Origin of the sequence: Comamonas sp. NyZ500 (assembly GCF_016772095.1) — a bacterium.
Lineage (GTDB): Bacteria > Pseudomonadota > Gammaproteobacteria > Burkholderiales > Burkholderiaceae_C > Comamonas > Comamonas thiooxydans.
On the sequence record NZ_JAEIJE010000004.1, the window covers coordinates 1 to 13,058 of the forward strand.

At 59.8% G+C, this 13,058-nt stretch carries 11 protein-coding genes and 1 tRNA gene; 8 read left to right on the forward strand and 4 right to left on the reverse strand.

All coding sequences use genetic code 11. The annotated features are described in order from the left end of the window. Positions 1-825, reverse strand: an 825-nt coding sequence (locus JAO85_RS07860; protein ID WP_202787844.1) for a HAMP domain-containing protein, incomplete at its 3' end; no start/stop codon positions are given. A gap of 189 nt (positions 826-1,014) precedes the next feature. On the opposite strand from JAO85_RS07860, the gene JAO85_RS07865 reads away from it, so the two are divergent. Genes JAO85_RS07865 through JAO85_RS07875 form a run of 3 tightly spaced genes read left to right on the forward strand, consistent with a single transcriptional unit; the run spans position 1,015 to position 2,875 of the window. Continuing rightward, positions 1,015-1,878: a 3',5'-nucleoside bisphosphate phosphatase gene (locus tag JAO85_RS07865; RefSeq protein WP_012837155.1), complete on the forward strand. Its 864-nt coding sequence runs from the start codon at positions 1,015-1,017 to the stop codon at positions 1,876-1,878. Between the two features lie 18 nt (positions 1,879-1,896). After that, the gene (locus JAO85_RS07870; protein ID WP_012837154.1) at positions 1,897-2,541 is read left to right on the forward strand and encodes an L-threonylcarbamoyladenylate synthase; all 645 of its coding nucleotides are present in this window, start codon (positions 1,897-1,899) and stop codon (positions 2,539-2,541) included. A 10-nt stretch (positions 2,542-2,551) separates the two neighbouring features. Continuing rightward, a complete protein-coding gene (locus JAO85_RS07875; protein ID WP_202787845.1) occupies positions 2,552-2,875 on the forward strand; it encodes a hypothetical protein in 324 nt (107 codons plus the stop codon). A 1-nt stretch (position 2,876) separates the two neighbouring features. Here JAO85_RS07875 and JAO85_RS07880 read toward each other — a convergent pair whose 3' ends face one another. After that, on the reverse strand, positions 2,877-4,133 hold the full coding sequence (locus JAO85_RS07880) for a methyl-accepting chemotaxis protein (RefSeq protein ID WP_202787846.1): 1,257 nt from the start codon (positions 4,131-4,133) through the stop codon (positions 2,877-2,879). A gap of 226 nt (positions 4,134-4,359) precedes the next feature. On the opposite strand from JAO85_RS07880, the gene JAO85_RS07885 reads away from it, so the two are divergent. The 5 genes from JAO85_RS07885 (at position 4,360) to JAO85_RS07905 (ending at position 11,404) form a co-directional block, all read left to right on the forward strand. After that, positions 4,360-5,028 (forward strand): site-2 protease family protein, encoded by a 669-nt coding sequence (locus tag JAO85_RS07885; protein WP_003066089.1) that lies wholly within the window; start codon positions 4,360-4,362, stop codon positions 5,026-5,028. A gap of 42 nt (positions 5,029-5,070) precedes the next feature. Beyond that, a complete protein-coding gene (locus JAO85_RS07890; protein ID WP_012837151.1) occupies positions 5,071-6,372 on the forward strand; it encodes a tryptophan--tRNA ligase in 1,302 nt (433 codons plus the stop codon). A gap of 79 nt (positions 6,373-6,451) precedes the next feature. Next, a complete protein-coding gene (locus tag JAO85_RS07895) occupies positions 6,452-7,162 on the forward strand; it encodes a response regulator transcription factor (protein ID WP_003066085.1) in 711 nt (236 codons plus the stop codon). A 73-nt stretch (positions 7,163-7,235) separates the two neighbouring features. Then, positions 7,236-8,942 (forward strand): FecR domain-containing protein, encoded by a 1,707-nt coding sequence (locus JAO85_RS07900; RefSeq protein ID WP_202787974.1) that lies wholly within the window; start codon positions 7,236-7,238, stop codon positions 8,940-8,942. A 116-nt stretch (positions 8,943-9,058) separates the two neighbouring features. Next, on the forward strand, positions 9,059-11,404 hold the full coding sequence (locus tag JAO85_RS07905; RefSeq protein ID WP_202787847.1) for a CHASE2 domain-containing protein: 2,346 nt from the start codon (positions 9,059-9,061) through the stop codon (positions 11,402-11,404). A gap of 53 nt (positions 11,405-11,457) precedes the next feature. Here the strand turns inward: JAO85_RS07905 and JAO85_RS07910 are convergent. Beyond that, positions 11,458-11,534, reverse strand: a tRNA-Arg gene (locus tag JAO85_RS07910). 825 nt (positions 11,535-12,359) lie between these two features. Further along, on the reverse strand, positions 12,360-13,055 hold the full coding sequence (locus JAO85_RS07915; protein WP_202787848.1) for an RloB family protein: 696 nt from the start codon (positions 13,053-13,055) through the stop codon (positions 12,360-12,362). Positions 13,056-13,058 lie beyond the last annotated feature (3 nt).

Sequence of the window (13,058 nt, forward strand, 5' to 3'; positions counted from 1 at the left end):
CGAAGAGACGGATTCCACGCCCGAGCGCACCTGGCCGACGACGGAGCGCAGGCGCTCGGCCATGGCGTTCAGGGACTTGAGCAGACGGCCCAGTTCGTCATGACGGTCATTGCGTACCGTTGCCGTCAAGTCGCCGGCAGCGATGGAGTCGGCCAGAGTTACCGCCTCATTCAACGGAGCGATGATCGAGCGCAGGATCAGAGCCGCCATCGCCAGCCCCAGCAGAACGATCAGGCCGCAGACCAGACCGATAGCCACATAGGCCTGAGACTGGCTTGCTTCGCCATCGGCAACCGCACGTTGGCTGCGTTGCTCCTGCAACTGCACAAACTTGCGCTGCGCATCCAGGTAGACCTTGGCGTTGGGACGCAGCTTTTTCTCAACCAGATCGAAGGCCGCCGCAAAATCATTGTCCTTGCGCGCGGCCTGCACGGCTGCATTGCTCTCCAGCGTCGCGCGCCTGCGCTCGGCGACCTCGTCCAGCACCTTGCGCGATTCATCGTCAGTGACCAGTTCGTTGAGCTTTTTCTGCAGCTCAGTGATATGCGCAATCCCGTCACTCATCAGCTTGCGCTGCTGCTCCACCAGGTTTTCCTCGGAGGAAATGGCCGCGACGATGGAGCGATCCACACTTTGCTCGGTCAGATGACGCCACTCGCTGGCAATGTTGGCTGCCATTCGGGTACGCGTGGCCTCCTTGGAGATACTCACGTACACGCGATCCAGATAGATCAGGCTGCCTGCAGACACCAGCAGCAAGCCCGCCAGCAAGCCAATCACCAAAGCCCACAGCTTTTGTGACACAGAGAACTGATTCAATTTCATTTTTTATCCATCTCAATAGATCAAGCAACACCGTGGCAGCCTTAACGAATTCAGAAACTCACAAGCGCTGTAGCCAATCCTTAATCGGCATACTGGCGGGAGATTTGAGCTTTGTTACAAGCTTCGACCGCAATAGCGCTCGTGCTATGACACAAATCATGATTGCGTACAGCCGCCTACAATCAAGCCGTGCCCAAAACCTATCTGAACGCCGATCTGCACTGCCACTCCGTCGTCTCCGACGGCACTTTGACGCCCGAGCAACTGGCTCTGCGTGCCGCCGAGCGAGGGGTGGAGCTCTGGGCGCTCACCGATCACGACGAGGTCGGCGGCCAGCACCGGGCAGCAGCCGCAGCCAGGTCAGCAGGGCTGGACTACCTGACAGGCACTGAAATTTCCGTCAGCTTCTCGGGCAGCGGTGTACATATCGTGGGCCTGGGCTTTGACGCCGATAACGCAGCTCTGACCCAAGGCCTGTACGACACTCGCAACGGTCGCGGCCCACGCGCCCGTGAAATGGCCAGGCAGCTGGAACTGGCCGGCATTCCCGGCGCCTATGAAGGAGCACTGCGCCATGCAGGCAACCCCGAGCTGATCTCGCGCACCCACTTTGCGCGCTTTCTCGTGGAGAGCGGAGTCTGCAGCGACACCTATGAGGTCTTCAAACGCTATCTGACAGAAGGCAAGCCCGGTTATGTCGCCCATGTCTGGGCGAATCTGGAGGACGCCGTGCGCTGGATCGTGGATGCCGGCGGCGTGGCCGTGATTGCCCACCCGGCACGTTACGACTTGAGCCATAACGAGGAATATGCGCTGTTTTCCAAGTTCAAGGAACTCGGCGGCCAGGGCGTGGAGGTCGTGACCGGCAGCCACCGTCCGCACGAATATGCGATCTATGCCGATCTGGCCCTGGAATTCGGCCTGACCGCATCACGCGGCAGCGACTTTCACAGCCCCGATGAATCGCAGATAGACCTGGGGCAGCTGCCCTATCTGCCCAGCCAGCTCACTCCCGTCTGGGAGCTGCTGCAGGACCGCATACAGCGTGCATAAATCACAGAGAGAGATTGCATGACCATCGTTTTTGAAGTCTATCCAGAGAACCCGCAACCCCGCATCATCAAGCAGGCTGCGGACATGCTGCGCAAGGGTGCCATTCTTGCCGTACCCACCGATTCCAGCTATGCCCTGGTCTGCCACCTGGACGACAAGAACGCCGTGGACCGCATGCGCCGCATCCGGCAGATCAACGACAAGCACCACCTCACGCTGCTGTGCCGCGACCTGTCCGAGCTGGCCAACTATGCCCGCGTGGACAACCGCCAGTACCGCTTGCTCAAGCTGGCAACGCCAGGCCCCTACACCTTTATTCTTGAAGCCAGCAAGGAAGTGCCCAAGCGCCTGAGCCACCCTTCGCGCAAGACCATCGGCCTGCGCGTGCCGGATCGCAAAGGTCTGCAACTGCTGCTGGAAGAACTGGGCGAGCCCTTGCTGGCCACCACCTTGATCGCGCCCGGCGAGACCGAGCCGCTCAATGATGCCGAGTCGATTCTGGAGCGCTTCCCCCATGAGCTGGACGCCGTGGTCGACTCAGGCGCCTGTCCGCAGCAACCCACCACGGTGCTGGACCTCACGCCCATGGCCTTGAACAATCCCCCCGTCGTGGTGCGCCAGGGCATGGGTGGCCTGAAAGACATAGGCCTTCAGCCCGAATAGGCGCGGCCTCATGCAGGAAAAGCAGCTGCCGCAAGACTTTGTTCAGCGCCACTGGCCCTGGCTCATCGTCTCTTTGTGCGCGTACTCGGTGATGGTGGCGGTGCTGTTCTGGCAGGCGTCTCAGGCATGGCTGATCTATGCCCTGGCCACCCTCTGGACGGCATGGACGATTCGGGCTTATGCCGGAGGCAAGTCATTCCATGTCTCACCAGGGCTGTCGGCACAGGCCGATGACTCCATACTGCGCCGCAGAGTCCTGCTGGGAACTGCTATCTGCCTCCATTTCGGCTTTACCGCCGTGGCCATTTACGGCTATCTGCACGAAGCTCGCTGAATCAAAGCTCTTCATAGGCCAGCTCGCGGGCACGAGCTGGACGCGCCTGCGCGGCCCCGGCTCCGCGCGGAGCCGGCATGGCAGAAGGAGCCAGACAAGGTGACTCATCTTCATCGAGTTTGAAGGCCCCCACCGCCTGCTGCAGATCCTGCGTGCGCGCATTGAGCGCAGCAGCGGCTTGCGTGGCCTGCATGACCAGGGCGGCGTTTTCCTGATTGGTGCTGTCCATGTGAGCCACGGCCGTATTCACATGGGCGATGCCCTCGCTTTGCTGCTGCAGCGCACCGGAGATTTCGCTCAGCAGACCTGTGACCTGACCTACGGACTGCATGATTTCCTTCATGGTGCTGCCGGCCTGGCCCACCAGGCCAGAGCCGCTTTCCACCTGAGTCACGCTGGCCGTGATCAGCTCCTTGATCTGTTTGGCCGCTTCGGCACTGCGCTGCGCCAGCGAGCGCACCTCGCTGGCCACCACGGCAAAGCCACGCCCCTGCTCTCCGGCGCGGGCCGCTTCCACGGCCGCATTGAGGGCCAGGATATTGGTCTGGAAGGCGATGCCTTCAATGACTTGAATGATGTCCACAATCTTGCGCGAGCTGCCGCTGATGGCATCCATGGTGTGAACGACCTGGTCCACCACATCACCGCCACGTCCGGCCGTGGCCGATGCAGTGACTGCCAGAGAGCTGGCCGAATGAGCGCGCTCTGCGTTCTGACGCACGGTGACGGTGAGCTGCTCCATGCTGGCTGCGGTTTCGGTCAGCGCGCTGACCTGCTGCTCGGTGCGGCTGGAGAGGTTGATGTTGCCCGCATCGATTTCATAGGCCGAAACGGCCAGTGAATCGGTGGACTGCTTGATGCGCCCCACCAACTCGGTCAGCGTGTCTTCCATGGTGCTCAGCGCAGTCAGAAGACGACCGAACTCGCCTTCGGCATTCGAAGAGAACTCCTTGCTCAAATCACCTGCCGCCACGGTCTCGGCAATCAGGATGGCTTCCTGCAAGGGCGCCACGATGCGGCGGCGCAGGCTGATCCAGGACCAGGCGCAGGAAATGCAGACCCAGGCGCCCAGTGCCAGCAGCCACCAGCGCGAACGCTCGACTTCCGCCATCAAGCTCTGCGACTGCTGCGCCGTGAGCGATCCCGCCTTGAGCACCTCCAGCACATCGGACATCGCTGACCAGGCAATTCCCATCAAAGCCAGGACAAAAACACTGATGCTGACAAATGCAATCACCAGTCGCTTGCTTACCGTCATATTGATCCCCTTGCCCTGTCCTGCCGAACGCCGTGTTATGTATTGATTTCGTCAACCCGCACAAAACCTGTTCCGCTGTGCAGGCAGCAGCCACGGATTTGCGCGAGTTGCATTTTGCAACATCTGGTTTACCACACAACTATGTGCAACCCGTATTTCTGCAACAGCAAACGGCTTGTCCCGGTACAAGACAGCAGCTTGGCGCGGCGTCTGAGACAATCAGTGCGTGGAACTCACCGAACTCATACAAACCGTACTGATTTACGCACTGCCCGTGCTGTTCGCCATCACCATTCATGAGGCGGCGCACGGCTATGCTGCGCGCCACTTTGGCGACAACACCGCAGCCATGATGGGTCGCATCACGCTCAACCCCATCAAGCATATCGACCCCATCGGCACCATCTTGATGCCGCTGCTGCTGTATTTCGCTACCTCGGGCGCGTTTCTTTTCGGCTATGCCAAGCCCGTGCCCGTGCGCTTTGACCATCTGCGCCACCCCAAGCGCGACATGATCTGGGTAGCGCTGGCCGGTCCTGCCTCCAATTTCGTGCAGGCCGTGTTCTGGGGCCTGCTGCTGATCGTCTTGGTAGGCACAGGCCTGCACGAGCGCTTTTTCCTCGAGATGTGCCGCGCCGGCATTCTGGTCAACCTGGTGATGTGGGCTTTCAATCTCTTTCCGCTGCCGCCTCTGGACGGCGGCCGTATTCTGGTCGGTCTGCTGCCCTGGAAACAGGCGCAACTGGTGGCGCGTGTCGAGCCCTATGGCTTTTTCATCGTCATGGCACTGGTGATTGCCGGCGTGGTCGGCAGCTACTGGCTGCGCCCGTTGATGAGCCTGGGCTACTCGGCCATCGATCTGATCCTCTACCCCTTCATGGCCTTGCTGCGCTGAACCCAGCGCCTGGTCTGCTACTGATATCTGTTGTTGATCCCTATGAGCACCACCCGTTTTCTGACCGGCATCACCCCCAGCGGTACCCCACACCTGGGCAACTACGCAGGCATGATGCGCCCCGCCATCGAAGCCAGTCGCGACAAGAATGTGGAGAACTTCTACTTTCTGGCCGACTACCACGCGCTCATCAAGTGCCAGGACCCCGAGCGCGTGCAGCGCTCGACCATCGAAATCGCCGCCAGTTGGCTGGCCGCTGGTCTCGACCCCGAGCATGTGACCTTCTACCGCCAGTCGGACATCCCCGAGATTCCGGAGCTGACCTGGTTCCTGACCTGCGTGACCGGCAAGGGCCTGCTCAACCGCGCCCACGCCTACAAGGCGGCGGTGGACAAGAACAATGCATCCGGCACCGAACCTGACGACGGCGTGACCGCCGGTCTTTTCATGTATCCCGTGCTCATGGGTGCCGACATTCTGATCTTCAACGCCAACAAGGTTCCCGTGGGCCGCGATCAGGTGCAACACCTGGAGATGGCGCGCGACATGGCGTCGAGCTTCAACCACATCTACGGCGGCGAGTACTTCACGCTGCCTGAGGCCGTGGTGGAAGAGTCCGTCGCCACCCTGCCCGGCCTTGACGGCCGCAAGATGAGCAAGAGCTACAACAACACGATTCCGCTGTTTGCGCCACGTGAACAACTCAGGAAGCTCATCAACAGCATCACCACCGACTCGCGTGCCCCCGGCGAGGCCAAGGAAGTCGAAGGCTCGGCCCTGTTCCAGATCTATCAAGGCTTTGCCAGCGAAGAGGAAAGCGCCGCCCTGCGCCAGCAATATGCCGAAGGCATTGCCTGGGGCGATGCCAAGCAGATCCTGTTCGAGCGCATCGACCGTGAAATCGCCCCCATGCGCGAGCGTTATGAATACCTGATTGCCCACCCGGCAGAGCTGGAAGAGATTCTTCAGGCCGGTGCCGTCAAGGCACGCAAGCTGGCGACTCCTTTGCTGCAGCAACTGCGCGGCGCCGTGGGCATCCGCAACCTGGCGCAAGCCAGCAAGGCCAAGACCAAGGCTGCCAAGACTGCACTGCCCCAGTTCAAGCAGTATCGCGAATCCGATGGCCAGTTCTACTTCAAGCTGGTGGCCGCCGACGGCCAGTTGCTGCTGCAAAGCCTGGGCTTTGCCGCCCCCAAGGAAGCGGGGCAGAACATCGCCCGATTGCAGCGCGAAGGCGCGACGGCTCTGGCCGCCATCAAGCCGTGTCTGCAGACACTGGACGGTGTCAGCGATGACCTGGTGATCCAGGCTCTGGAACAACTGCGTGAGGCGGCCGAGCAATAGCTCCTCGCTGCCCGATGGACGCTGCCTTCGCATTCAAAGGACAGCGTGGATGTAATCCTTCGCACTAAAGGAACTACCGATGCGTATTGCTGCTCTGGATGACGATCCGCTACAACTGGAACTGTTGCAACAAGTCGCGACGGAAGCCGGGCATAGCTGTCACTCTTACCTCAAGGGGGCCGCCCTGCAGCAAGCCCTGCGCCGCGAAAGCTTCGATTTGCTGCTGATTGACTGGGAGCTGCCCGATAGCAGCGGGCCGGATATCGTGCGCTGGGTGCGCGAGCAGATCAGCAAGGAAGTGCCGGTCATCTTCGTGACCCACCGCAGCGAAGAGGCCGACATTGTCGAAGGCCTAGCCAGCGGCGCCGATGACTTCATGATCAAGCCCATCCGCGCGGGCGAGCTGCGTGCTCGCATCGCTGCCCTGCTGCGCCGCGCCTATCCGCTGACGGCACAAAGCGTGCTGGACTTCGGCCCCTACCGCTTTCTCACCACCACCAATGGCATAGAGATGGACGGCCAGCCCGTGGAGGTTACGCACCGTGAATACACTCTGGCATTGACGCTGTTCCAGAACCAAGGCCGTTTGCTCTCGCGCGATCATCTGCGCGAAGTCGTCTGGGGCCACAACGCCGAGGTGCAGTCGCGCTCGCTGGACACCCATGTCTCGCGCCTGCGCAATCTGTTGAACCTGCGCGCCGGTCAGCCCTATGCCATTTCAGCCGTTTATGGCTATGGTTACCGCCTGGATGCCCCCGAAGCTGCGCAGCCCGCAGCCCCAGCTGCCTGAGTTCGGCAGCCCCCATAACCTAGCTTTAAAAATGCCTGATTTACGTCAAAACCTCTTTTCCGTCCACTCCCCGATGCCCATTCTGGGCGCAGGCATGCTGTGGGTGGCGTTTGGAGGGATGACGGCAACAGGTCTGGCCCATGCCCAGATCACTCCTCGCGGCAACGATGTCATTGCCCACCGCGTGGTGACTGGAGATACGCTGGAGATGCTGGCAGCACGCTATCTGGGCGACCACAAGCGCTGGACAGCGCTGCAAAGTCACAACAAGGTGGAAAACCCCCTGCGCCTGCGCCCTGGTTCGGTGCTGGAAATTCCCACACGCCTGTTGCGCGCCGCGATGGCTTCGGTGGTGTTTGTACAAGGCGATGTGCAAAGCACACGCTCTGCGAGCCATCTCGCAGACTCCGTCAACGCGCCGCCTCAGCCCGTGCAAAAAGGCCAGCTGCTGCAGGAAGGCGATTCGCTCCAGGTTCCGGCCAACGCCTTTGTCTCCGTGCGCCTGGCAGATGGCTCACTGGTGCGCGTGCAGTCCGAATCCGATGTCGAGCTGCGCCAGATGCGCCGCAAAGGCCGAGCCGGCAGTCTGCAGTCCGTCATCGATCTGCGCGAGGGCGCAATTGAAGCAAAAGTGTCCAGGCAAGCCAATGGCGAGCGCCGCTTCGAGGTGCGTACCCCGGCGGCCTCGACCAGCGTGCGCGGCACCCAGTTTCTGGTGATGAGTGATGACGAGGGCCGCACGGCTGCTGCCGTCGACGAAGGCTCGGTCGCCGTGCAGACGGGCCAGCCCTCAGCCTTGCTCAGGCCAGGTCAAGGTCTGTCCGTCTCCGCAAACGGCCAGATCGGCAAGCCCACAGCCATGCTGGGGGCTCCCGATATTGCGGCCTGGCCCGCTCTTGTCGAAGACGCCAACTGGGTCAGCCTGCCCCTGCCAGCCATGGCTGGTGCCGTGCGCTACCAAGTGCTGCTCGCTCAGGACAAGGAGCTGACCCAGATCGTGCGCGGCGGCATGTTCACAAGGTCGCCTGCACGCCTGACGGGTGTCGAAGACGGCAGCTACATTGCGGCCATTCGCGCCATTGACGCCAACGGCATTCCTGGCAAACGCAGCCTGCAAGTGTTGCGCGTCAAAGCCCATCCGGTGCCGCCGCTCTATGAGTCTCCAGCACCTGAAGCCACCATCGGACAGGGCCAGCACGGCCTGCAATGCACCCAGGTGGCGGAAGCCTCGGCCTACCGCATCCAGGTAACCACCGCCGACGGCAGCTTTGCCCAGCCGCTGATCGACGCCAACGACCTCAAGGACTGTGCCCTGCCTGCCAGCACGCTGGCCAAGCTGCCTGTCGGCGAATATATGTGGCGCGTAGGCAGCATCCGTAAGCTCGGCAACGGCCAGCCGGATGCGGGTCCTTTCGCCGCCCCGCAAAAGATGAAACTGGCCCTGGCACCCAAATCGCCCGAGCTGCAGATCGGCGGCGCGCCCGGCGAAGGCAGCAGCCATATTCACTGGGCAGGTGAAGAGGGTCAACGCTACCGTATCGTGGTGGCCAGCGACGCCGGTTTCACTGCGCCCCTGATCGACACCTGGATAACCCAGCCTCAGTGGAGCACGCAGGATCTGCCTCCTGGCACCTACTATCTGCAGATGCAGGTCGAGGATGCCAACGGCCTGCGCAGCAATCTCTCTGTCGCGCGCCAATTCCAGACCGGCAACTGGGTGACCTCGTCCGAGGGGCAGGCGCTGACTTCCGGCGACGGTTCACGCCTGATGCGCCAGTAAAAACCATAGCTGCTAGCGCTTGAATTCCATGAAGCTTCATAGGATTCATATCTTGATCGCTTATATGACAAGCGCTGGAAGCTATTGTTTTATGAGCTTCTCACCGGGTCACCCACATGGTTGAAGCGCCTAACCTGCGTAAAAACCGCTTGCAGGACCTGCGCCTGAGCTGGCTGCTGCTCAGCGCTTTCCTGCTCGGCATGACCTGGTGGCTCAGCGGCCCGGGGCAGCTGGCACGTTTCAACGGCATTATTCAGGACACCTCGGCCTGGCTTCATCAGCGTCCAGCCTCGCCCGATGTTGTCATCGTGGCCATCGACGATGACAGTATCGACAGCATAGGCCGCTGGCCCTGGCGCCGCGCGCTGCACGCCGCCGTGCTGGAGCGCATCACTCAAGGGCAGCCCCGCGCCATCGGCATGGATGTGGTCTTCAGCGAGGAAGACTGGGACTACCCTGGCGACGATCTGCTGCTGCAACGAGCACTGCAAAAAAGCGGCAACGTAGTGCTGCCCGTCACGCGCGCCGCGCAAAGCGCCGCCACCACCCCTTTACAGAGCCTTGCCAGCGAGGCTGCGGCTCTAGGGCATACCCAGATGCCTGTGGATGCCGACGGTGTGGTGCGACGCTTTTATGCGCAGGAAGGCAAGGCCGGTCAGCTCTGGTGGCATATGGCGCTGAGCCTGCACTGCGTGGGCCAGACCACCCAACCCTGCCAACCATCTGCCCCACCTCCAGCAGACTCGGTTGCAGCCAACTCCTGGCAAAAGCTGCAGCCCCAGTTCATCGCTTTTGCCCGGGCTTCGCGGGACCGCCAGAACAGCCCGGGCTCGCCGTTCACCACCTACTCCTATATCGACATCCTGCGCGGCAATATCCCAGCGGTCGCTTTTCGCGGCAAATACGTGCTGATTGGAGCCACTGCCGCAGGTCTTGGCGAAAAATTCACAGCCCCCATCGGCTTTGATGCGCGCCTGATCTCGAATGTGGAGATGCTGGGCCATGTGCTCAACGGCATCCTTGAGGGCACACATCTGGAGCCAGCCACTGCCACGCTCAACCGCAGCCTCAATGTGCTGCCCGTACTGCTGGGCCTGCTGGCTCTGGCCTGGCTCGGCCCTTCTGGCGGGCTGATTTCCAGCATCCTGCTGGCCTTGCTCAGTCTGTCGATAGCCGGTTTGGCGCCGCGTTGGGGTCATGTACAGACAGCCCCCGCTGCGGCACTGCTGAGCCTGTCGCTTGCCTACCCGCTCTGGAGCTGGCTGCGCCTGCGCGCCGCCACACGCTTTCTGGCGCTGGAGCTGCGCGATCTGCAGGGCCAGGGCCTGCCCGCGCCCTCGCTCAAGAGCGATGCCCTCGATCAGCGGATCGACGCTGTGGAGCAAGCCTCGCGCCAGCTGCGCGCATTGCATCACTTCGTCAGCGAAAGCCTGCGCCAACTGCCCTCGGCCACTTTTGTCTGCGACCGCGAAGGGCTGCTGCTGCTTGCCAACACGGCCGCGCACCGCTATATCGAAAGCCTGGAGCACAAACTCCAGCAAGGTGACGATCTGGTCGCCCTGCTCCACGGCCTGAACAGCGCCAGCAGCGACGGCGGCCGCACTGCCAGCAGCACGCCACTGCTCACGCACAGTGCATTGCAGCAAGCCACTCTGTCACGCCAGAGCGAAGGGCGCGACACCCAGGGCCGCCATCTGATGCTGCTGAGCCAGAGCTTCGAGGCACCACCCACCTCGGGCTGGCTCATCACCCTGGTCGATATCAGCGACCTGCGCAGCGCACAGGCCCAGCGCGACCAGGCCATGCAGTTCATCTCTCACGATATCCGTGCACCGATAGGCTCCATCATCACCTTGCTGGAGATGCAGCGCACAGGCAAGCGCATCGAGTCGCAAGATGCACTGTTTGACCGCATTGAGGGCTATGCCCAGTCGTCTCTTCAGCTGGCAGACGATTTTGTGCATCTGGCCAGAGCCCAGCAGCAGCAATACCGCAGCGAAGTCGTGGATCTGGGTCTGCTGGCGGATCAGGCCGTCTCGGATTGCTGGACCCTTGCCCAGCAGCAGAACATGCAACTGGTATTCCAGCTGCCGAATGCCGAAGCCTGCGTGCATGGCGACCCCGGCCTGCTGCACCGCTCCGTCATCAACCTGCTGAGCAATGCCATCAAATACGGCAAGCCACAGACTGGGGATGGCAGCGCCCAAGTGGAAGTCACCGTTGTCGAGCAAGACAGCCAATGGGGCATCGCCGTGCGCGATCATGGCTCCGGCATGGACGAGGCATCGCTGGCCAGACTCAGCCAGCCGTTCGAGCGCCTCCAGCAACACCAGCGCATGGATGGCGTGGGCCTGGGCCTGGCCTTCACGCGCACCGTGGCACAGCGTCATGGCGGCAGCCTGCAGATAAGCAGCCAGCTGGGCCAAGGCAGCAGCTTCACCCTGCTGATACCCAAAGCCTGAGCCCAGAAACGAAAAAGCCTCAGAACTTTTCAGTTCTGAGGCTTGACGTTTTGTGGTGCGGCTGGCAGGAATCGAACCCACGACCCCTTGGTTCGTAGCCAAGTACTCTATCCAGCTGAGCTACAGCCGCAACAGGGTTGTATTCTAGCAGTGCAAAAACGGCTCTCGGACCAAATCGACAACTTTTTCGCGTTCATGCAAAGAAAAAGCCTGCCATCGATGAAGACGGCAGGCTTTCATGCAGCTTGGTAGGGCGTGGCGGACTTGAACCGACGACCAAAGGATTATGAGTCAGTGCAAAACTCCTGCACTAGACCTCTTTATCCGTAAAAACAATAGCTTACTAGGCCCAGAGACTGCATTGGGCATGCATTAAGCCGCTACTCTGTAGACAATCCGTTGACACCCCAAAAGAGCTCTTAGCTACTTGGCTCAAAGCTGCATTTCGACATTGATCTTTATCCCCTCACATCTTGGCTTGGCCACATCTAGAGCGTCCTCAACAACACCCAACCCCGAGAGGGCTTATGGCTATGGCAAAGAAAGCTGCTGCCTGCCCCCAAGGTCTTGGCCACTCTCCTGCATCGTTCCGCCATAACGTATGAAGAGCAGGCAGCACTCAGTCACCGGAGGTAACTCCAGGCCAAAAAATCTGCTGCATCGAATGTTTACACAGGGATAAGTGGGAGCTTCAGCTTGACCACTCAAGGGGAAGCAAGCGAGCGACCGGTGAATAGCAGGTGCACAAAGCTACGACTGCACCACTTTCATGCCCACCTCGGAAACGGTACATGGAATCCCAGATGTATCGTGAACTTTCGAGTTCAGGAAGAAACCGGACAAATATCGCCGACAGATCGAGAGCACACGTAGATCGATCGCTGGCTTTGGCAAACTGGACATCCGTTTTGAAAAGCTGCTGGATACATGAAGCAAACTGAACTGGCTGCTGAAATCACCTGCGCGCACTTTGTGAATAAGTAGTATTTGCTACTTTAGCTCCACGAGAAAATGCACCTTTCCCATTTTCAATTATTTTCTTAACTAGCACACCAACTGTAGTCATAGGACATCCAAAAGGGTCACAGTCATCAGATCTGCTTCTATTAAGATAATCTGCCTTAGCATATGCTCTGCCAAAATTATCTTTAATCATATCAAAGTCTACAACTGGAGATTTATCATGATGATAGCTAGGCATTACCTCATTCAGCATCGACTGAACTTTATGACGACCATGAACCGCACCATAATCAATCAAATGCAGGAGAGGCCATATTTCAAAACACGGATTTGAAAATGCAACATCAATTTTATTTACTCTTGCAAGCTCCAATGCCTCTGGAACCTCGGGATGCTCGTCACGATCAAAGACTGCCCAAACCCGAAATACATCAAAGCTATCTGCGCTTTTTCTAGCGCGTTCAAGCAAAACCTTTCGTTCTTCAACAGCCGCATTAACCACAGTCATTGGTACTCCTGTTATTGGCAACCAACGTATTTGAACCATTCCAGAACCATAAGCGGTTTTGCAGCTATTTAAATAATGCTTTTCAGTTACCTTTCCTTCACAAGCGATAACAATTTCAACTTTTGGCTGTATAAAGCTCGATTTTCTTTGAATTGATGGAGCTGAAGGTAGTTGCATCATAAA